This is a genomic window from Pseudoalteromonas galatheae (genome assembly GCF_005886105.2).
Classification (GTDB): Bacteria; Pseudomonadota; Gammaproteobacteria; order Enterobacterales; family Alteromonadaceae; genus Pseudoalteromonas; species Pseudoalteromonas galatheae.
Genome location: NZ_PNCO02000001.1, coordinates 775,116 through 795,547, shown reverse-complemented (window position 1 = coordinate 795,547; position 20,432 = coordinate 775,116). Strand labels below are relative to the sequence as shown.

General features: G+C 43.3%; 20 protein-coding genes and 1 pseudogene. 6 read left to right on the top strand and 15 right to left on the bottom strand.

All coding sequences use genetic code 11. The features are described 5' to 3' along the window. Positions 1-36 precede the first annotated feature (36 nt). Complete coding sequence (locus CWC29_RS03475) at positions 37-975, top strand: hypothetical protein (RefSeq protein ID WP_235956516.1); 939 nt, start codon at positions 37-39, stop codon at positions 973-975. Here CWC29_RS03475 and CWC29_RS03470 read toward each other — a convergent pair. Then, positions 972-2,087: a helix-turn-helix domain-containing protein gene (locus CWC29_RS03470; RefSeq protein WP_328820748.1), complete on the bottom strand. Its 1,116-nt coding sequence runs from the start codon at positions 2,085-2,087 to the stop codon at positions 972-974. The two genes, CWC29_RS03475 and CWC29_RS03470, sit on opposite strands and share 4 nt — an antisense overlap. Positions 2,088-2,263: 176 nt before the next feature. On the opposite strand from CWC29_RS03470, the gene CWC29_RS03465 reads away from it, so the two are divergent. Together CWC29_RS03465 and CWC29_RS03460 are read left to right on the top strand one after the other, a co-directional pair. Continuing rightward, on the top strand, positions 2,264-3,097 hold the full coding sequence (locus tag CWC29_RS03465; RefSeq protein WP_128725494.1) for a DUF2306 domain-containing protein: 834 nt from the start codon (positions 2,264-2,266) through the stop codon (positions 3,095-3,097). A gap of 112 nt (positions 3,098-3,209) precedes the next feature. After that, a complete protein-coding gene (locus CWC29_RS03460) occupies positions 3,210-4,385 on the top strand; it encodes an alpha/beta hydrolase-fold protein (RefSeq protein ID WP_138522392.1) in 1,176 nt (391 codons plus the stop codon). Positions 4,386-4,648: 263 nt separating this feature from the next. Here CWC29_RS03460 and CWC29_RS03450 read toward each other — a convergent pair whose 3' ends face one another. The 8 genes from CWC29_RS03450 to CWC29_RS03415 form a co-directional block, all read right to left on the bottom strand. Further along, positions 4,649-5,557: a DUF808 domain-containing protein gene (locus CWC29_RS03450; RefSeq protein ID WP_138522390.1), complete on the bottom strand. Its 909-nt coding sequence runs from the start codon at positions 5,555-5,557 to the stop codon at positions 4,649-4,651. Between the two features lie 125 nt (positions 5,558-5,682). Further along, positions 5,683-7,656, bottom strand: coding sequence for a DUF2207 domain-containing protein (locus tag CWC29_RS03445; RefSeq protein WP_138522388.1), 1,974 nt, complete (start codon positions 7,654-7,656; stop codon positions 5,683-5,685). 205 nt (positions 7,657-7,861) lie between these two features. Continuing rightward, positions 7,862-8,797: an endonuclease/exonuclease/phosphatase family protein gene (locus CWC29_RS03440; protein WP_138522386.1), complete on the bottom strand. Its 936-nt coding sequence runs from the start codon at positions 8,795-8,797 to the stop codon at positions 7,862-7,864. 12 nt (positions 8,798-8,809) lie between these two features. Next, a complete protein-coding gene (locus tag CWC29_RS03435; protein WP_138522384.1) occupies positions 8,810-9,448 on the bottom strand; it encodes a DUF1826 domain-containing protein in 639 nt (212 codons plus the stop codon). Positions 9,449-9,471: 23 nt separating this feature from the next. After that, the gene (locus tag CWC29_RS03430; RefSeq protein ID WP_128725488.1) at positions 9,472-9,849 is read right to left on the bottom strand and encodes a MerC domain-containing protein; all 378 of its coding nucleotides are present in this window, start codon (positions 9,847-9,849) and stop codon (positions 9,472-9,474) included. Between the two features lie 303 nt (positions 9,850-10,152). After that, entirely contained in the window at positions 10,153-10,584 is a 432-nt protein-coding gene (locus CWC29_RS03425; RefSeq protein WP_138522382.1) for a hydrogenase, read from the bottom strand. A 171-nt stretch (positions 10,585-10,755) separates the two neighbouring features. Continuing rightward, positions 10,756-11,349, bottom strand: a complete 594-nt coding sequence (locus tag CWC29_RS03420; RefSeq protein ID WP_138522379.1) for a Crp/Fnr family transcriptional regulator — start codon at positions 11,347-11,349, stop codon at positions 10,756-10,758. 199 nt (positions 11,350-11,548) lie between these two features. Continuing rightward, complete coding sequence (locus CWC29_RS03415; RefSeq protein ID WP_128725485.1) at positions 11,549-11,920, bottom strand: nuclear transport factor 2 family protein; 372 nt, start codon at positions 11,918-11,920, stop codon at positions 11,549-11,551. Between the two features lie 276 nt (positions 11,921-12,196). Between CWC29_RS03415 and CWC29_RS03410 the strand changes: the two are divergent. Continuing rightward, a pseudogene (locus CWC29_RS03410) lies at positions 12,197-13,167 on the top strand (transposase). Positions 13,168-13,744: 577 nt separating this feature from the next. Here the strand turns inward: CWC29_RS03410 and CWC29_RS24065 are convergent. The 4 genes from CWC29_RS24065 to CWC29_RS03390 form a co-directional block, all read right to left on the bottom strand. After that, complete coding sequence (locus CWC29_RS24065) at positions 13,745-14,779, bottom strand: S66 family peptidase (RefSeq protein WP_138521557.1); 1,035 nt, start codon at positions 14,777-14,779, stop codon at positions 13,745-13,747. Between the two features lie 71 nt (positions 14,780-14,850). Further along, positions 14,851-16,056: an NAD(P)/FAD-dependent oxidoreductase gene (locus tag CWC29_RS03400; protein ID WP_138521559.1), complete on the bottom strand. Its 1,206-nt coding sequence runs from the start codon at positions 16,054-16,056 to the stop codon at positions 14,851-14,853. After that, positions 16,043-17,449 carry an FAD/NAD(P)-dependent oxidoreductase gene (locus CWC29_RS03395; protein WP_128728414.1) on the bottom strand — a complete coding sequence of 469 codons (1,407 nt, stop codon included), beginning with the start codon at positions 17,447-17,449 and terminating at the stop codon, positions 16,043-16,045. The genes CWC29_RS03400 and CWC29_RS03395 overlap by 14 nt, the downstream gene beginning before the upstream one ends. Before the next feature lie 2 nt (positions 17,450-17,451). Further along, positions 17,452-17,763, bottom strand: a complete 312-nt coding sequence (locus CWC29_RS03390; RefSeq protein WP_010371949.1) for a 2Fe-2S iron-sulfur cluster-binding protein — start codon at positions 17,761-17,763, stop codon at positions 17,452-17,454. A 391-nt stretch (positions 17,764-18,154) separates the two neighbouring features. On the opposite strand from CWC29_RS03390, the gene CWC29_RS03385 reads away from it, so the two are divergent. Then, entirely contained in the window at positions 18,155-18,382 is a 228-nt protein-coding gene (locus CWC29_RS03385) for a helix-turn-helix domain-containing protein (RefSeq protein ID WP_128728415.1), read from the top strand. Beyond that, a complete protein-coding gene (locus CWC29_RS03380; protein WP_128728416.1) occupies positions 18,366-18,983 on the top strand; it encodes a GNAT family N-acetyltransferase in 618 nt (205 codons plus the stop codon). Before CWC29_RS03385 ends, CWC29_RS03380 begins: the two co-directional genes overlap by 17 nt. Positions 18,984-19,124: 141 nt before the next feature. On the opposite strand, the gene CWC29_RS03370 is transcribed toward CWC29_RS03380, so the two are convergent. Continuing rightward, complete coding sequence (locus CWC29_RS03370) at positions 19,125-19,871, bottom strand: SDR family oxidoreductase (RefSeq protein WP_128728417.1); 747 nt, start codon at positions 19,869-19,871, stop codon at positions 19,125-19,127. A gap of 27 nt (positions 19,872-19,898) precedes the next feature. Then, positions 19,899-20,387 (bottom strand): winged helix-turn-helix transcriptional regulator, encoded by a 489-nt coding sequence (locus CWC29_RS03365; protein WP_010371968.1) that lies wholly within the window; start codon positions 20,385-20,387, stop codon positions 19,899-19,901. Positions 20,388-20,432: the final 45 nt, after the last annotated feature.

Genomic DNA, 20,432 nt, shown 5'->3' with positions numbered 1-20,432 from the left:
CTATGTTTATAGAATGTAGCTGAGGAGTATTGTGATTTGCAAAACACTTGGATTGCCTTTTGTGGCGTTATGTTGCTCATAGCCTGTACCATAGCCAATAGCTGTGAGCTTGCAGTGCTTGACGGTAATGTCGTGCTCAATTCCTCGAAGATACAGCCTAAATGTCGTTTTAAACAAGATCAAACAGGACAGTTGTCTGCTGCGGCTAAGTTCACCTCGGCGCTAACTCGCCAAATGCCAAATTCTAAAATACAGCGGCTATCACAGGAGCACGCTCAGCAATCATGCAACATCGACGCGACCCAAGGCAGTTTGACGTGTACATTTAATGGCAAAAGCGACCGCTTCACGCTGACTAACACCGTTAAACAGGGGAAAATCGCACCTACAAACTGGCAAGATGATGAATATGTTTACCTTGGCTGGATGACTAATACTGAGGTATTAATGGGCTATATTGCGTTTGGCGCGCTTAACAAGCATATCGCACCCTTTTTCATTCCCGCCTCCCAGTTTTGCCAATATGGTTTGAGCTCGCATATTATCGATCTTGGTAAGGGCGACTTATTGTGCCAAAACCACGAGGGGGTTTGGTCTCATAGCCGTTTACTGCCCTTACCCCAGCCATGCCAACAACCACAACAAATGATCCAAGATAAAGGTGGTATTTGGGCGCTGGAATTTAACAAGAATAGCTACCAGTGGCAGATCTGTAGATATAATGATAACGCAGGTAGCTTGCTAGCCACATACGAATACAGCATAGATTTAAAGGCAACGCTGGCTCGGTATGACTTACAGCCAAGTGATTATACCCAACTTACTTTTTTATCCAATGCCGATACTAACGCTATCGCGAATACGGTGGAAATAGATAACGTCTTTCCGGTCAGTGATATTACACCGGAGCTTGACCCACAGACGATAGAGCTACCTATTCAGCAGCTACGATACAAACTGACTAAGCGAGATTAACTGCCACTTACTCTTGTGCTTCGTAGCACTTGCGTTTCGCTATTTTGCTTTCTAAATTGATTTGGCGTGGTCCCCGTGGCTATTTTAAATGCTCTAGTAAATGGCCCAACCGACGCAAAACCACTTTCCAGTCCAACGACAAGTACCGGCCAATGCTGTTTAGCGGGATCTTGTAACAACACCTTGGCATGCTCAACTCTCAACTCATTGACCAATTGGCTAAAATTTCGCGCTTTCAGGTTTTGCCGTATCACTCGGCTTATCTTGTATTCAGGTTCATTAAATTGCTGAGCTAAGTCAGCAACTTTTAACCCTTCTTTGAGAAAGCCTTTTTGATCGATAAGAAAGTGTTCCACCTTCTGCTGGAGTGCAATATCATCCTCAGTTTGTGTTGTTCCATTTGATTCAACGCACCTAACGGATGTTATTGTTCGTTGAGACGAAAATCGCCAATACAGTAACACTTGCGCCGTCAATATAATGAGGATGGCTGCGCTTGTCACTGCCCATTCTTGAACCTCACGATTATCGGCAAAGCGATTTTCGACTAATTTGGTGCCTGCGACGCAAATAAAATAAGCAGACAAGAATAGCACCCGTTGTGCTTTTTCTTGCCCTTGAGACTGCGAGAACCCTCTGCATCCTTCCCAAAATGCCAGCATGAGTACACTAGATGACAACAATAGGGTAAGCTCATACGTCGCAATGTTAAGCCACTCCACAAATCCGCTAGCATTCATGTGTAATTGGCTGTCGATAAATAAATAGCCCTGTCGCCACACGACTAAGGCAGCAATGGCAATTGCAAATACAATATGTCTTTTTAAAATGGCATATTTTTCTCTAAATAATGCCCGAGCAAGCAACCAAAACCCATTACAGGTCACACAAGCACCCATGCCAATTAAATACTGATATCCATTTAAGGAGTCCTGAGTCAGTTTTTTGGTCGTGGCCAATGCTATCGAGCCGCACACTAAAGCAAAGAGTAAATGTGCTGCTTTTTTCTCTTTTACAAAGAGCTGAGCAATAACCAAAGTACAACATAGGCTAAGCAGAAGTAGGTAGTAGTTTTCAATAGTCATGGTGATTGAAGGAATATTGATAGACACAGAAACTCTAACAGCCACACCAAAAGCATTCAAATTAACTTTGTAAGTAAACTTAACACCACCATTTTTAAAATTCGGCCTACTTTCTTTGCTTTGATTTTCAAAATCAAAGCGACGAGATAGTAAAACCTTGTCATTTTATATATCAAGTTTATTGATTTATAAGGATAAATATTTTGTCTTCCCTCAATCTAACCAATTCAACAAGGGTGTCCTTTAATCCCTTTAGCGTACTGAGTGGTGCCGTGAAGAGCTGGGTATGTGTCGCATTGCTCGGGCAATGGATGTTTGCTGTTTATATCTTAGGCCTATATGCCATCCCGCTTATCGCGGGGCTCACAGAGCAAAGTGCGGCTGCTTCACCAGCGAGTGGGCACACAAAAGATGCCAAGGTATTTTTTAGCCACGTTTTACCCGCTGTGATTTTGGCCACCAGCGGCTTATTACAGCTTATTCCTACGGTGCGAAAACGCTTTCCACGCTTCCACCGTTACAACGGAAGAGTATTTTTTATTCTCGGTATTTCGGGCGCACTCACCGGGTTATATCTCACTTGGGTAACCGATCTTAGGCTAAGCGATGTTGGTGCCATTGGGATCACACTCAACGGTATATTAATTCCCATTGCGATATTTTTTGCTTGGCGCGCCGCCATACAAAAAAATATCGCCGCACATCAACGTTATGCCGCGCATAGTTTTTTCTTGGTGAATGGGGTGTGGACGTTTCGTCTTTATTTGTTTGGTTGGTACATGGTCAACCAAGGCTTCAATGGCAATACCGCAACCTTAGACGGCCCTGTCGATATATTTATTTCGTTTGCCTGCTACCTGCTACCAATGGCACTCGCAGAACTCTACTTTTGGGCAAAACGCCAAACCAAAGCCAGCGCACCGGTGTGGGTAATCGCGGTGATGATGAGCCTAGGTTTTGTGATCACCGCGATTGGCGTCTGTGCGGCCGCTATCATGATGTGGTGGCCACGCATTTCAGCCGTCTTTTTTAGTTAAATTACAGTTTAATCAGTTACAAATAATTCCTCGGCGCTGCTATATAACCCGTTCCTTGTCGTTTTAACTCGTGTTAAATTAGCGATGATTTTTAAGCAAGGAACGAGCGGTTATGCAAACTAGGTTAGTTACTCACATTGTTATCGTGGCTATTTTTATATTGCTGTCAGTTGGTAGCGCTGTTGCGAATAACTCAGCAGATGCGAACTCGACACTGCAGCTTTCGTCCGCTTATTTTTCGCAAAAAAGAACGGTTCATATCGTCCTACCACCAAGCTATGAGCAAGGCAATACAAGCTATCCAGTGTTATATCTAACTGATGGTCAGAGCAATCTTGAACATACCGCTTCAGCGGCTCGTTTCTTGGCACAACAACATAAAATACCGGAACTTATCATTGTTGCCATCGAAACCAACGAACACCGCACTCGAGATCTGACCCCGTCTTATCGCAAAGGCAGCCTTGCGGTACTGGGACATTTTGCAGGTCCAACACGGCAGCAAAATCCGGGCGGTGCAGAAATGCTACTGCAATTTATCGATAAAGAACTCATCCCTTACGTAGACAAACATTATCGCACATCAGGCTATCGCGCGTTAGCAGGACACTCATTCGGAGGGCTGTTTGCAACCTATGCACTACTTGAAAAACCCGATTTATTTAATGGTGTGATGTTGGCAAGTCCAAGCCTTTGGTGGGATAAAGAGCGATTATTAAATGACTTACTGGCAAAAGCGTTAATCAACAAGTGTATCTACATCAGCATGGCAGACGAAAGCACAATCATAACGCAGCCATTTCAACGTCTTAATGATGCTTGGCGAAAGCCAAATGGAATTGACTTCAAAGCGCAGCACTTTAGCGGCGAGAGCCATACGAGCGTCGTCTACCCGAGCTATTATCATGGTCTGCAGCACCTATTTAACCATTACCAACCATCCTTGAAGGTAGCTGCTGCCGGTGTCACTCAGCTGGAAAATCATGTCGCCATCGCTAAGTCACTATATGGACTAAAGGCTTACCCCTACGACGCACTGACTTCGCAAGGGTATGCCGCCCTATTCGAACGTAACTTCACTGCGGCCATCAACCTGTTTAGCTTTGTGAGCCAACACAACTCAGAATCCCTCAATGCACTGCAGCAATTGGCGATGGCTTATCAGCAAAAAGGAGATAAGCCATCGCTATTAAAGACCTACCAAGCCATGCTTAAACTTGAAGGGCTAAGTGAAAGCGAACAAAAACATTTGCTCTCAGAAATCAAAGCATTGCAGCATTTACATTAACTGATTTTTCTAAAGTGGTGATATTCACTCAACGCAAGTGGCACGGAAACCACAGGGTTTTGTGAATACACCGTGCCCTCACTAATGTTGTGCCGCCAACACATTAGCAGTAGCACACGGTTCATGTGCATTTAATAAACCGTGACATGATCCATAGTGATGTCATTCTCAGCTCTACCGACGGAGAGGTAAATATACTTAGGTTTGCCTTGAATATTGGCTAGGCTTTTTGCGAATGCTTTTGGAAAAAACAAACGCTCCCTTCAACCTTGTGCCTTTTTAAACACTGCCAGCAACTGACTTAGCACCGCCGCAATAATGACTCCAATCACCGCACCCAATCCAAGCTTGGCGATAATACTCAAAAGCCAGCTCATTGCAGGGATCAACTTTTCAATAGCGTGAACAATTTCTTCAAGTAAGTGAAACTGGTGAGCCAAAATATCAACGCCAACTAAAAGCATTGCCAACACACCGGCGACTGACAAAAACTTCATCAGACCGTTGGCAAAATAAAGCAGCCCCTTACCCACTCCACGTTTTATCGCCGCAAGTGTAGTATTACTTACGTCCTTGAGCATGGCTAAGCCAATATCATCAAGCTTAACAATCAAAGCCACAATTCCGTAAACTCCAACGGTCAGCGCAAGCCCTATTAACGAAAGGACTATTGCTTGCTTTTCGAAAGGCTGATCAGCAATCGCCCCCAGCGCAATGATGATAATTTCCGCCGATAGAACAAAGTCGGTAACGATAGCGCCCTTGATTTTGTCTTTTTCAAACTCGACTAAGTCAATACGCTCATCCTCAAGCGCTTTGACAAACTCATCGGTTTCTTGCTGTTGCTCCTGACGGTGAAAAATAGCGTGGAGAATTTTTTCACCTCCCTCAAACAGCAAGTACAGCGCCCCTAAAATTAGCATAATGGGGATCATAAACGGCGCAAAGTAACTGCAAGCCAAAGCAACGGGCACTAAAATAAACTTGTTCAGCAAGGAGCCTTTAAACACCTTCCATACCACTGCAAGCTCCCGATCTGGCTTGATCCCGCCCGATAGCTGCTCTGCGTTGACGGCAAGATCGTCTCCTAACACCGGCGCGGTTTTAGTTGCAGCTAATTTTGTTAGCGCAGCGACATCATCGAGCAAGGCAAGTAAGTTTGCAGATGGCATAGCACACTCCTTTCGTTTAAGTTATTCATCAAGTGCGGTTGTCAACTAACTGTTTATGTAACGCGCATATAGTGCTTGCAAAAATGCCAACGCTCAACAAAAACAAAGTTGAAAAATCAATCGCCCTAAGTGTATGGCTGTCTATCATACAGCGAACATGATATTGCAGGCATGACTGCTTCAAGACAACTTAAATGTTGTTTTAATTCTCTCGGCTCGGTAATTTTTTTATATCGTATCCAAGGGATCAAAGGCGTAGTGTCGTCATGCTCTGTAGTTAGATAAGCCTCATACCCTTTTATCCATTCATTCAACAAACCAAATGCATACGCATAAGGTAACAATGCTTCGTACTCCGCCTTTTCGACTCCTTCAGCAAAGCAGTGCTGACTCTTTAGTTTAATGTATTGATAAAATTGCTGAGACTGCAATACCCAAGCTTTAAATTGCTTGGAAGGCCCGATAAATGAAAAGAAAGCCGCAATAAAACCTAGGTAAAAGAAGTGAAAAACCACACTGGTACCATTCACCAGCTCATCATCACCATCAACACACATCCATAATAAGAATAAGTAGGTAGGAATATAAATTAACGCACGTACAAGCCACATTTCTCGGCTCTTTTTATCTTCGCTGCGATGTTCTATGAACATCTCTACAATAAGCACCGCAATTAATAATATAGAAGTGCACAATAAAACTACAATTAAACTACCCGCAAACACTTGCCACCCATTGCCAGCACCAAGTCCAATCACAACAAAAGAAGCACCTAACCAAAGTAAAATAGGCACAATAAAAGCAAGAAAGTTTACATTATGCTGCGCTTTTCCCACTTCGGCATTATTCACATAATGGCATATTATTTCTGTGAAAGACGTCCTCCCCTCGTTTCCTTTGTTAATAACAAAACGGTTTTTTATCACTCGTTTTCGCTTGCGTTTTCCACTCGAGTTTTGCACGTCTTGCTGTTGATAAAAGTAACGTTGCAGCTTACCACTTAACCCAATCACCTCTGACTCACTCGGCGCTTCGGGGTTTAACTGAATTTGGTGCAGCTTTTTTGGGTCAACATTGCTAAATTCATCATTGTTTTTACCCCGTTCGCTAATCGTTAACTGTTTCGCCACTGCAAGCTTTAACACCTCAGCTAACGCGTCTTTTGCTGTTAGCATGCGTTCGATATTTGCAGCAACCAGCTCTCTTACCAAGCAAATCGGTAAATCTGGTGGTTGAGTGGAACAAGGAAGCGCATCGGCAAGTTTTGGCAATGCATGGAGGCGCTTGCGCGTTTGCCACACAGCCAATGCAAATAATATTAAAAACGGCAAAGCAATAAATAACACTCTAAACGGATACCATACTTTGCGGTAAAGGTCATTATCCTTAAATACACCTTTTTCAAACGCGAGTGCGATTTCTCCCTGTGCTTTATCTGCGATCTCAGATTGACTCTCGAATAGGAGCTGATTACGTCCATTAACTATTCCATCGCGTATCAAAAACGCATCATTGTTTAGATGATCGACAAACAATTGGTGTTCCTTGAGCGTCGCAGTTTGAGGGTAGAAAATGGAGACAGTAAGCTTTTTAATTTTCAGATTAACATTAGGAAAGAGTGCATACGTCAATTCGTCCAATGCCGGATAAAATCGCATCCGGTTTTTTGATTGATATCGCACTTCAAATTGCTGAGCTTGCCCTTGCTTTGGAAGCTGCTCTTTGCTTATTACGAGCGTTACTGCACTTCTATCGTAGTTATACTTCAGTGCATAACGCACTTCTTGCTCGTCGATTTTTACTGAGTCAATGCTGATATCGCTCAGATAGTGTGTACCATCTGGATATCTCACATCCAGCTCAATTGTTTGCGCGAGTCCCTGCCAATCGAAGTTTCCCCCTTGCAATATGCCTTGCTGAGTAACTTGAAGTGCACCAGATTTATTAATATCGAGATTAACTTGTAGCTGAGAGAAGTGAGGATCCGCTACTGACGCATCTTTAAATTTTAAATAAGCCAGGGAAGGCGCACTCACGAGCAATAAAATGATTGCCAGCAATACACCATAAAGCGTGGTAAACCAAAAGCGTTTAGTCATTGTTCAAATCCTTTGAATGCGCAGCGCTAAGTCTATGTAACTCAGCTCAATTTGCGCAGCAGACTAAAGCAAATAAGGTCTAATTTCAACACTAAAGTCACCATTAAAGGAGCCGCTTTTGGCGAGTAGACCTAGATAATATTTGCACATCACCGATTGGCTTTTTGGCTATACGCACTCCCTTTTAGTGCAACTAACAACCGCCTTAGCGCACAGTAATTGACACCGAAATAGCGCAGTGATCGCTGAGCATTCTCTCTTCAGACATATCCGCAAAAAAATGTACGCTGGGGTCAAATTTTACCGTGTTTGCAAGCTTGTTGCTTAGCAATATATGGTCAATCGGAACTGGGTAACGTGGGTGACAACCTGTCAGTGTTTTAGTTGCGTTTACCAAAGGTGCAGAAGCATTATTTTGGTGCTTGGTTAACTGCTGCCAAAATTGATTGTCGCCATGACTTAAACGATGATTGAAGTCGCCCAACACAATGGTGTTGCTATTTGCGCGTTTCTCCAACCAAGACTTAAGTACTGGTAATTGCTCTGCCAGCAATCGACAAGCTTTTTTATCCGAAGTCGAGTAGTTATCAACAAAACAACCGCTTTTAAGGTGAACATTAAGCACTGAAAGCTCACCAAACTGAGTATCTAAGGTCACAACTAGGCCATGTCGTAGCCCTTCAACATTCACGCTAAGTTCGCTCACGTTATCCACTTTGCTTGGGACAAGGTTATTTCTAATCGCAAACGCGGTTTTCTGTTGTGTGGACAGGTTGCCACTATCTCTACAATCATACGTCGCGCTATCTGCTCGACTTGAAATCAGTAATTGCCATTCACTGCTTGGAAAGACCTGCTCCAGCGCTTTAACCGATGCGACCTCTTGCAGCGCAATAACATCAGCATTAAGCCCTTTTGCATAATCGCGCAATGCGCTTATCTCCTGCTCGTCACGAGGCCTACACCCTACGCTCGATGGATATGCTAAATGCTCCATGTTCCAAGTCGCAATTTTAAGCGGTGCGGCGATTGCTTGGCTGCTCACCTTAGAGATACCGATATTTGAAGGCTCTGACTGGCATCCCAATAGCGAAAGGCCAAAAATAGTGCTAAATACAAATGCTGTTAATTTTGTTGTCATAATGAATCCAATCTAGGCGATAAAATCTAAAGTCAGTAGTAATCGCTTTTCCCCTGTAACTACTGCTGGTGAGCGATGCACTAAGCCACGGCCTTCATTACCGTCCCAACGCTCACCTTTTAATAATGCCACATCCCCACAGGCAAGCGATATTGCGTCTGCTTCAGGAGAAATAGTCAGTTTGTTGCCATCCCTTGATACATGCTGGTTTCTAAGCCACTCGCTGCCAGCGCCTGCGAGTGTAGTCACCAGTCGTACTGGCACTTTATCAACATGAAATTTCGGGCACATTGCAGTCTCGAGCGTTTTTAACCGTAAGCCAACGACGCGAAGCTCAAATAAGCAGCTAAACATATCCACAATTTCAATAATATGCGCCACCATCGTATCGCTAAAATTCAAACGCTTTAATGGCTCACTAACTTCGCAAGTGATCTTGCTAGTCGCAATTTGTAGGGCTAATTCTAGCTCTTTTGCTGTTTCTAAGTAGCGCCCAAACTCTGCTTTCAAAGCAGATGATAATGCATGTTGCCAAATCACAATATTGGTGTTGGGCTCATAAATCTTGGTTAACACGGTGGCATGCTCTGACTGCTGATGATGCAAAGAGTCCACGTCAAACAACGGCTCCATAGGCATAAGGCTATTCATAGTAACTCCAAATAGGGTTTTATTTAGTGAAAATTGCGACGCAGCGCATAGTTTCGAAGATGAGCGTAGGAGATGAGCATAGAGCCAAGCACTGTGAACAAGGTTTCTCCACCTTGTTCACCCAAAAAAGTTGCTAACACCAAGAGTGTGCAGCCCACGAGCCCTAAACTCACGACAAGACACGACTTATGCCGCACATAGCCAAACCCGAGAGCGAATATACTAATGGGTATAACGGCTATTAGTAACCACTGATGAAATACCTCATCAGATAGCGCTAATAGGCCCGCAAAGGGAGGAAGTACAATTAATAAAAAAGGTAATATTAAACAATGGACTATACACAACATAGATAACCCAATTGCTGCCTTGTCTCCAAACGACTGCACTTTTGCGCTCACGCTTTCTCCTTCGTCATGCCTACATCAACTTGATACAATATAACATACCAAACAAAGAAGAGTGAAACATTAAAAGCTGTAAAAATAAAAGGCCGCCGCGCCGTCTCTAAAAAGCGCATAACTGCGAGTGTTTGAAAGATGGTAGTGACGTTAAGTTTTATCTTCAGAGACAGAAAAGTACAGGAAGTGCCAGATACAAAACTTAACTATTGCCGCGCTAGTCGCTTTTTAGGCTAAGCGAGTGCTTACACATAGCCAAAAAAGCGAGGCAAGTTAGATGACCTCTTTATGCATTAATTTCGACTACCGCAGTATTGGCAGTAACCCAAAAGCCAAGAAGGTACAGGCAATTAGTGATAATAATGACCCAGAACGCACCATAATCTTAACGGTTAATTCTGCAGTGACAGTTGATGAAAATCCAGCTCCAGCGATTGGAAGTGCTATACTTGCACCTGTTACAGATGCCAAAGTTATTCCCAGCCAAATAAGGATAAATCCCAAGGCCGAGCCATAAGCCACAAAGAGTTCTAAAGATAAAGGCAGCTCGACCAACGACCAGATAACACCAAAGATCGCTAGGGCCATTCCACATTGAACAGCAGTTAAGTGAGCGGAAAGCGCCATTCGGGAATTTTTAACCACTGGTATCAACGCACCTTGTATTAAACCGGCAAGAAACAAAGCCATTCCAATAAAGATGAGTCGAGCGCCTATCTGTGTCAGTTCTATCATGATGTGCTCCATGCATGTATAACACTTAGTTTGGCGACGCCACTTACACTCCTGAAGTTATCAATGTAAAGCGACGAGTTTTGTTCCTGATGGCTTCTAAATTTATGAGCGATATTCATTATTAATCTCCGTTGAAAAAAGCATGGTAAACAACGGAGTACTAAAGTTCATTCACCTAGATTCATTTTTTAATTTACTCAATGTTTGGGGAGCGACACCCAGATAAGAGGCCACATGATAAGACTTAACTTGCTTAAATATATAAGGGTATTCATCGAGTAAACGAGCATACCTCTGTGCAGCAGTCTCAGACATGAGAGAAAGGACACGTTTGTATGTTGCAGAATAATAGGTGTTATGTATCCATGTCCGTGCTAATACCTCCCACTTTTTATCTTGCGATAAAAGCTTATCAAGTGCTTCCAGAGGCGCCACATAAAAAACCGAATCTTCAAGAATTTCAAAGTTAAGCATTGACCCTGTTTTTTCATAAAAGCTTACGCTATCGTCCATAAAGTGATTTAAACCATGCTTACTTTTTCCACGAAAATAGAGCTGCCAAGTATGATCTTTGCCATTTATATCACTTAAATATGATCTGGCTAAACCACTTTTAATAAACCATATTTCATTAAACACCTCACCTGCATGATGTACCGTTGTTCCTTTTTTTACGTGTTTAATGTCAAATATTCCGCAAGCATAATCCCATTCATCATCATTGACAGGAATAAAATGCTCAATCATTTTTCTAAAATATTTCATAGAACTACAGTTATTTTTTGTTAATTAGGCCAAAATTAACGGCAAAAATAGTTAGCCATAATTTGTGAGTAACGCACAAAGCCCAATTGAAGTATTTTTATACTTTTTTACTTCACTTCCTCAGCTTTGATATTAATAGTGAGGGTGTCACTTGTTTTGTACTTGATTCTTTCTAGCTGAAATAGGCATGTACAATTTGTTAAATCTCATTTTTCGCCGAAGCATGCGCTAGGATGATTCGCCACTTGCCGTTTATTTTTTGCCACACTTCGGAAATGTAGCTCGAGCGAATTATCCTATCTTTACCTATAATTTGGCAAAAACCAGTTACAGTTGTAACTGGACCCAACTGTTGATACTCCATTTGGGAGTTCTGAAAACTGGTAAAGGGTCCAAACCATTTCCCGTTTAATTTGCGAGCCGCGATATTTTTGAGCCTAGCCGGGTTAGATTCAACACCTTGCCCAGATACAATAGAAAAATTCTCAGACTCAATTTGCTCAAGTGTAACTGTGTTACCATCCAAATAGGCTTGTAGCCACGCTTCTCTAATCTTTCTTATTTCTTCCATGTTCAAATACTTCTCTCGAAATCTAAATGAATAAATAGCTGACACCCACTACTAATTTGCACCTTCCTAATGAATAAATAGCTGACACCCACTACTAATTTGCACCTTCCTAAGATACCGCCTAAGCTTTAATTCTGCACTCAAAGGATTGAGGAAACCAAACTATGGCTACTGCCCGTATCACAATTTAAACCAGACACCCACCGCTAATTTGCACCTTCCTAAGATACCGCCTAAGCTTTGAATCTACACTCAAAGGATTGAGGAAACTAAACTATGGCTACTGCCCGTAAAAGACAAATCAGTTTAACCGACACCAAATATTATCACTGTATCTCCCGTTGCGTAAGGCGCGCCTTTTTATGCGGTGAAGATAAATTTTCTGGAAAATCATACGAGCACCGCCGGGATTGGGTTGAAGAAAAGCTCCGATGCTGGGCTCCGTGTTTTGTATTGATGTCTGTGCTTATGCCGTGATGAGTAATCACACCCACATTGTTTTATATGTTGATGATAAAAAGGCTAAGCGCCTGTCGGATAAAGCGACTGTGATGCGATGGCACAAGTTATTTAAAGGCAATTGGATAAGCCAAAAGTTTATTGAAGATGAGCCACTCAATGAGTCGGAGCAATTGATACTCGATGAGCTGGTTGATAAGTACAGAGAAAGGCTCGCAGATATTAGCTGGTTTATGCGAGTGCTTAACGAAGACATCGCCCGCCGAGCAAATAAAGAAGATAATTGTACAGGTCGGTTTTGGGAAGGACGATTCAAATCCCAAGCACTATTGGATGAAGCTGCACTGGCTGCCTGCCTCGCTTACGTAGACCTAAACCCAATTCGAGCCAAAATTGCCGCAACGCCTGAAACCTCAGACTACACCAGCATCAAAAAACGCATCGACCACGCTAAGCTGGGCAAACAACCAAAAAGCCTATTACGCTTTGCTGGCAGCCCACGAAAACACATGCCTAAAGGCCTGCCTTTTGAGCTCAAGTCTTATATCGAATTGGTTGAACTCACAGGCCAATATATTCGCGCCGACAAACGAGGCTATATTTTTGAGTCACAACCCATACTCACTCGACTCAATATTGAGCCTGAGAACTGGATAAAACTTACTACGCAGTTTTCTCGGATATTCCACGGCGCGGTTGGCCGAGAGCGTAGGATAACCGCTTACTGCGAAACACTGCAAAAACGACGACGGACAAACCTAACAAACTGCGAGCGCTTGCTGGCTTAGCATAACTCACATTCTCAATTCTAGAATTTTCTTACTGTTGTATTAGCAGTGCTTTGTCGTGCGGCGATAACCCTGTTTTAATGTAGAGATATGCCTAGGCGATAAGAATTAACCTATCGATAAACGTTTTTGACCAAAATGACTGGAGTGTTTAGATATTCTTTTACTTCACTTCCTCAGCTTTGATGTTAATAGTAGTGGGTGTCATCAATGATTTCTTCATCAATGATTTCTCACTATGCCAGACAAGACTTGGCCGACATCCTGTCGGCACATTGCATATCGGCTTATGCTTTTCGGGTGTGATGGAGGGGGAATAAGTTGCTTGTGAGATCTTCTACGATTTTTACGATAAAGCTGTTTGCAAGGGTTGCAAAAACTATCAGCATAGCCTCTTAATTAGCAGTGCAGATAGTTTTGTGGGAGGTGGTTTACCCGCCGAGCAGTTATGTTTTTCGGGTGTGTTAAAGGGGGATTAGTATTGACTGCGAGTTCTAGTTTTTCTCTCAAAAGCAGTAAATTTGCCTGCAAGCACCAAAAAAAACTACCAGCACGGTTTTTCTCCCTCATCACACCACTACAACAAATCAAATACCGGCTCTATCGCATCTAGACTGAAGTTATCCAAATCCAAGCGATGCTGTATTCCTAACGGCAAAATCCACTGCGGATCGGTATGGCCAAAGTCAAGCCGAGTTATTACGGGTAAACTGTCACAGCCAAACTCATCACGTACAACCGATAAAATCACTTCATCAAGCGCAGCCATCTCGCGTTCGCTGTAATCCCGCGCACGGCCAACCATTAAGCCGGATACTTTTTCAAACACCCCCATCACCCCATAGTTACGTAACCAAAAGCGAATATAGTCTTGACTGGGTTTATCCTCAGAGGTTTCTAAAAATAGCAATTTGTCTTGCCAAAATGACGGCGATGGCCAGTATTCTGTGCCTTTTAGCATCTCCATCACTTCAAAACAACCGCCAAATAGCTGCCCTTCCACTTGCCCTGTACCTTGCAGTACTTTAGGACCATCTGTTGCTATTGAGGGATGCAGCTTACCGACGTTTTCTGGTATTGCCCACTCCGGATATCCATGAGAATAGGCTTTGAATATTGGATAATGGACTTCACCTAGCAGCGCCTGCGCTAAATAGGCTTGATATTCAGCACTAGCGTTGTGGTACTGGGAGAAACCGGCCATGACCGATGGGCCGTTAAAGGTGACTAATCCCCATTGGTTCAGCAATGTAGTGAACGTGGAAAAGTCAGAATAGCCCATCATAAACTTAGGGTTATTCAAGATAACGGATTTATCCAAATAAGGCAGGATCCGCGCGGAATCTGAACCACCAATGGAAGAAATTATCCCGGCTATATTCGGGTCGGCAAAGGCATCATTAATATCTTTTGCACGTAATTGTGGCTGTGAAAAAAGCACGTCTGCGGCAGTTCGAGCCGACGGCATTTCAACAATATTAAAACCAAGCGAACGCAGGTTTGCTAACCCTTGCTCAAAAATATGGGGAAATGTGCCTGGGCCACCCCAGCTAGGTGATACAATCGCAAGGGTATCACCTCGGTTTAGTTTTTTAGGCTTGCGTAATTGCACCGTCTATCTTGCCTTAATGGAATATTCATCAGCAACTAGATATATCCCATTAAGACAGCAGAATCAAATGCTTATTCGAACCTTTCAACGCGAAATGGAGCTAAATCAACAGAGGTAGGTTTGCCTGTCATGAGTTCAGTAATAAGCGTGCCAGTAATGGCCGACATTAAAATCCCCGTCCTAAAGTGCCCACACGCATTAATGTAACCTTCCACTCCATCAACGGGGCCCAAAATTGGCAGCTCATCCGGTGTACCAGGTCTAAGTCCCGCCCAGCAACGTTTAATACTCGACTCTTTTAGCACCGGCAAACACTTCATAGCACCTTGTGACAACTCGGTAATTTTATCTAGACTATTGGTGGTGTCGAAGCCTTTTTCCTCCGTTGATGAGCCAATTAAAATCTCGCCGTTATCCTTTTGTGCAATGTAGCAATCACTGGTACTGATACAACCATTTAATACTTTAGGCATGCGCTCAGACAACACTATTTGACCTTTAACTGGGTAAACTGGCATGTGTTTACCTGTTGCCTGATGGTAAATGTCATCCGCCCAGGCGCCAGCGGCATTAATTAGAGTGTCGCAATGCAGACTTTGATCTTGCATCCTCACGCCTATCACCTTATTGCCTTCACGCAGTACCTCTAGCACTTCGGTATTCAGAAATAACTCAACACCATTTTGGCGCGCGCCTTCGGTATACGCATCAACTAATCGGTATGGGTTTACCTGATGGTCACAAATAAAATCTATTGCACCAATCGCATCAGGAGTGATGTAAGGCTCCTCTGCACGTAATTGCTGTTGGTCTAGCCAACGGATCTGCGAAGACAAATTAGGGATCCCAGACACTATGCTATCTGCATATATTTCATCATCACGATTGTACATAATGAATTTGAGACCGGTACGTTCAAACTTAAAGTCGACATCGTGTCTGGTCAGCATTTCTTCATGCAGTGCTGGATATAACTCGTTTGACTTGAGCGCAAGTTCAAAAAAGCATTCTGGTAATTGATGCGGCCGCAATGTTTCCGCAGCTTCGGTATCTCCTTCACTTTGGAGCTTAGACAAGGTTTTGAAGAAGATCACACCACAGCCAAGTCCAACCGACTCACCAATTGCCCATAATCCACCCGCAGATGCACGAGACGCGTTACCCGGCTTTTTTAAATCCACTAACGCGATTTTTAGGTTGGTATCACGACTTAAAAAGTAAGCACAAGCAGCGCCTATTACACCGCCACCTGCGATAATGACATCATACTGCTTCATGGTTTTTCTCCAGTAAAGTAAATGGAATTGGGTCTAGTGGGAATCTTGGCCTTATCACACCGAGTGTATCTAAGTGCCCTGCAGCGTGCAGTCGGTCTAGTGCATAGCTAGAGCACATTTTTCCTTGGCAGTCTCCCATGCCAATACGGGTTCTCATTTTCACGCTAGACAAATCTTTCGCACCTTGTTGCAACGCTAAATCGAGTTGCTGGCGCTTTACTTGTTCGCAGCGACACACCACGGTATCTGCTTGTGTTAATGCAAGCAGCCCCTCTCGACGCGCCGAGAAGCGATCAAATCCAGCTCTAAATTTCTGTGCTTGCTTACGCTTAGTTTTGAGCTTGCGCATTCGCGTGTGGAAGTTCGACTCGCTTAAACAGGCTTGCTCATAGGCAAGCATGGTTGCGGCTATTTTTCCTTCAATGATAGCCGCTTCCGCACCTAACAAACCATTGGTATCACCACAAACAAAAATTGAATTTAAGCTACTGCGTAAATTGTCATCTAATAAAGGCACATAGCCATTCGTGGTGGTGTACTGATGAGAAACCCCAAGTAGCATGGCAAGCTGTGTGCGGGCAACAAAACCATAGCCAACTCCCAAACTATCCACGGCTAAATGCTGTGCTTTTGACAAGTCCGCATGCCAGTGCTCATCGTAAGGCGCTACGGTAACACTGGAGAGTTTTTCTTGGCCTTCTGCTTTCACGATGCCATAGCCATACTTGAACGGAATATTATGCTTTTTGAGATACGCCAACATACTCAATCCCGAAAGCGTAAGCTTAGGTTTATTGAGCAGCGCCACGGTCTCTTTCGCCAGTTCACTAAAGCGACTCGCTTCATATACGCCAACCACTTGTGCCCCGGATTTATGCAACTGGCAAGCAACCAATGGCAATAATGGTCCAGTTCCGACTAAAGCCACTTTTTTCCCTGGTCGAACTAACCCACTTTTAAGCTGAAGTTGCATCCCGCCCATTAACATCACACCAGGCAACTGCCACCCTTCAAATGGCACACTGCGCTCATGACAACCAGTTGCCAAAACCAACCTAGTGTAATCTATTTGTGTTAGCTGATTTTGTGTTTGCAACAATAAACCACTTTCACCCTCAGGCCCAAGCACTTTGGTTTGTAGTTGTAGCGTTATATCTTGTTTATGATGTTCGTAGCGTACCTTTAGTGCAGCCATCGCTCGTTTAAGATTTTCATCTAAATGAGGAAGCTTACTCGCCTGTCTAAGTGGACCGCGATAGATAACTCCACCAATTTTTGGCGCTTCATCAACTAAGGTGCTAGTAATGCCATATTTAGCCAGCTCAGCTGCACAGCTGACGCCTGCAGGTCCTGCACCAACAATAACGATTTTTTCTTTTTGACAAGTAGACATCACTATACTCCAACCTGCTTGAAACGATTTTGTTTAGTTTCAACCTGCATATTGGGTTGTACTAAGGTTTGGCAAGCCTTTTGTTTATGTTGTTTGTTTATTGTTACCTGACAACAATGACAAACGCCCATACCACAATAAGCACCGGATACGGCCTCTCGATCGCTTTCCATGATTTGCTTATAGTTCGCCGCAAGCAAAACAGACAACACGGTTTCGCCATCGCATGCATTAACCGCAATGTCGTCGATTTGAATTTGAAACTGTAACCCCTCGGGGTCCGTAATATCTTGGGTTCTGGATAATTCAGACATGAAAAAATGCTCCTTCAATAAAGTCGCACAAAGCCTACTATCCAAATATTAAAAATAAACATTTTATTTACTTTATTCACTTTAATTTGATCCAAATTAACTTTTAAGCACTCTCGCGCTAATTCTGTTCAATTCGGTGCAAATGCTGCACTCACCTCCCTAAAGCAGTGCAATGTGAACGTATTTACATACCAATAAAAAATACATCCTATTGATATTAAATAATTTTAATTTTTGGCACAGTTTTTCCTTATCAACTAACACGACAAAAAAGGAGCGTAATTATGTACACTTTATATCAAACGATGTACTTACTTTGGCATTTGGATGTGAGTATCTGGCCTGTGCACGATACAGCAACAAACCCAATAGATGTTAAGGAGAAAGCACAATGACACTTAGCAAACTAGACACTGCCGTACACGCTGTAATGAACGATATGCTCACCCCATCACAAGCCGCAAAAGCCTATCATGTGCCGCAGCGATCACTATACGAAGCACTGAGACGCTCCAAAGAGAAACAGCAAACTCGATGGCAAAAATTAATGCATGAAAAGGCAAGGCTTGAGCAAAGTCTGGCTCGGATAAATAAGGAACTGCATGAACAATTTGTCTAATACCGCAATGCAGCTTCGCATTATTCAGGCACCTAGCTTGAAATACAATCGCTTAGATTGTCAGCTTTGGGTAAAACAACTTAGCGCGCTGACGCAAGCCTGTATTAACCTTGGCGCCTCTATCGGTTTTTTGCAATCATCCTCTAGCAGAGCAATACAGAATTACTGGTGGCAAGTTCTCGATGCTGTGATCAAGTCGCAAAAGACGCTTATTATCGCTGAACTTAATGGCGTAATGGCAGGTTGTGTGCAACTCTCTCCTGCAACAAAAGATAATGCTCAGCACCGAGCTGAAGTTGAAAAACTATTAGTGCATCCAAACAGCCGGCGAAAAGGTGTGGCAACAAAGTTGATGCAAGCCATAGAGCAAGAATCTACACGGCAGCAGATATCGTTACTCGTCCTTGATACACAATCGGATTCGGACGCAGAAATCCTATATCAGAGTCTAGGCTTTAAAGTCGCAGGGCAAATCCCTCATTTTGTCAGTGATGAGCGCGGCGACTTCCATGCCACCACATACTATTACAAACTGCTTGCACCGACCTTGCGCAATCGTATTGGGAACCTAGCTCAAGCGCATTATGTCAATGAATACTAGCAAATCAGTATAATCAAGCGATTCGCTAAGACTTTCGTTGCGCAATAAGACGTCAAATCTTTGTAACTGTTAAATGCCGCCGTCGACGCCGCATTGATCAAATGTTCCTGAGACATAAACAATTTTATTTTTCATAAATTGCTATTTCCCTCCAGCTAAATCAATAAAAGTCCCTGTAACAAAGCTTGCTTCGTTACTTAAAAGCCAAGCGATGGCATTAGCAACCTCAATTGCGGTTCCACCTCGCTTCAGCGGTAAAAAATCGGCTAGACGGTCAACTCGGTCTGGTTCGCCACCGTCACCGTGGATATCGGTATAAATACAGCCAGGTCTCACGCAGTTTACACGGATCTGCTCAGCGGCTAATTCCAGAGATAAGCCTTTAGTGAAGCTGTCTATTGCACCTTTTGCAGCGGCGTAGTCAACATATTCATTTGCCCCACCTAAATAAGAAGCTGCTGACGATACATTTACCATTGCACACTGTGCTGGATTAGCACTCAAACGCATGTGTTTAATTGCTTCGCGAGCACAAATAAAATACGGCGTAACATTATTAGTAAGCATATTGTTGATACGCGCTGCAGTCATGTGTTCAACTCGAGTCTGCGTGTTCAGCACCCCCGCGTTGTTGACCAGATGCGTAACTATGCCAATATCTGCCTTTATCTTGTCAAACATTGCCTCTACAGACTTTTCGTCTGTGACATCTGCTTGCAACAAATGCGCTTTACCATTATTACTTAGGATGGTATTGGCAACCGTTTCTGCGGCTTGCACATTCTGCTTGTAATTTATAACAACGGTAAACCCTTGTTGTCCCAGCAACTGAGCCGTTGCCGCACCAATCCCACGGCTCGCACCGGTGATAAGTACCACTTTTTGCATGTATTATTCCTTAAATTGGGCCAACAGTTACTGATAGTTCAACACTTCTACACCCATGTCTTCTTTGACGTGTTCTATCACCATATAGGTATGATTTGTACCAACTCCAGGTATTTCAACGATTTGACCTAATACCTCACGATATTGACGCATATCCTGGACTCGGATCTTAACTAAATAATCAAAGCCACCAGCTACCATATCACAAGAAACGACGTTGGGGATTTTTACAATATGCTGTTTAAACACCTCAAATACCGCTTCGGTCGAGCTTTTCAAGGTTATTTCAACATGCGCAACCAAATGCTGGCCAAGTTTTGCGGCATTTAATCTTGCCGTATACCCTTCAATATACCCTTCCGACTCGAGTTTTTTTACTCGGTCGAGGCAAGGACTCGGGCTCAAGTTTACCTCTTTCGCCAAGTTTACATTAGAGATCCGACCGTTGCGCTGGAGCGCGTCTAAGATTGCTAAATCGATGCGATCTAATACCCGAGTTTTAATGGAAGTCGTCATATCAGCATAAAATTTTGTGAGGGTTTGAGATTACCCGCAAATTTA